Source organism: Vibrio ouci, from assembly GCF_004551525.1.
GTDB classification, from domain to species: Bacteria; Pseudomonadota; Gammaproteobacteria; order Enterobacterales; family Vibrionaceae; genus Vibrio; species Vibrio ouci.
The window spans coordinates 1-596 of the sequence record NZ_SATR01000305.1; the positions used below are offsets into that span (position 1 = coordinate 1).

The window sequence follows — 596 nt, forward strand, 5'->3', positions numbered from 1 at the left end:
ACATAACGCCCAATTAAGGGGTGAGCCACGCGACCACAATACTCAATTTGGACGCCGTAATCACTAAACTTGACCTAAACCAAAAATGCCAAGCGTGGGGAATCCCTCTTAAATTGTTTGTTATGTGAATTTTTACAAACGTATTGTGCGAACTGGGTTGCTATTATTCCATGTTACGAATTTAGCCAACTCATCGGAATCAATATGGCAAGGGTCCCTGAAATAGATATTTATTCGTCCTTCAAGCTCTTCATGTGGCTCAACATCAACAATACTCCCTATTAAAGCAACACCTTTGGCATTCGTTAGTACCACAAAAGAAGAATCTCTAGCATTACTAATACTGGCTTTAAAACCATGAGCTCTCAGCTTAAATGTGCTTTCTTGAATACTATTTTTTTCTGTTAGATCATCATTTAGCCGTACAACAACACAATTTTTATTACGCTCACCAAAAATAGGCTTCGCTAGTCGACGTTCAACCTCTGCCAACAAAGGCTCTTTCCTTATTTTATTCACTCTTTTTTCCTTTTCTACAATTTCCCTTTTGGGTAGGAATTACCAAATTCACATAACGCCCTGTTAAGGTGTGAGCA

At 38.6% G+C, this 596-nt stretch carries 1 protein-coding gene; it reads right to left on the minus strand.

The genetic code is table 11. From position 1 onward, the window contains the following. Positions 1–132: 132 nt before the first annotated feature. Positions 133–519 (minus strand): hypothetical protein, encoded by a 387-nt coding sequence (locus tag ELS82_RS25765; RefSeq protein ID WP_001033833.1) that lies wholly within the window; start codon positions 517–519, stop codon positions 133–135. Positions 520–596 lie beyond the last annotated feature (77 nt).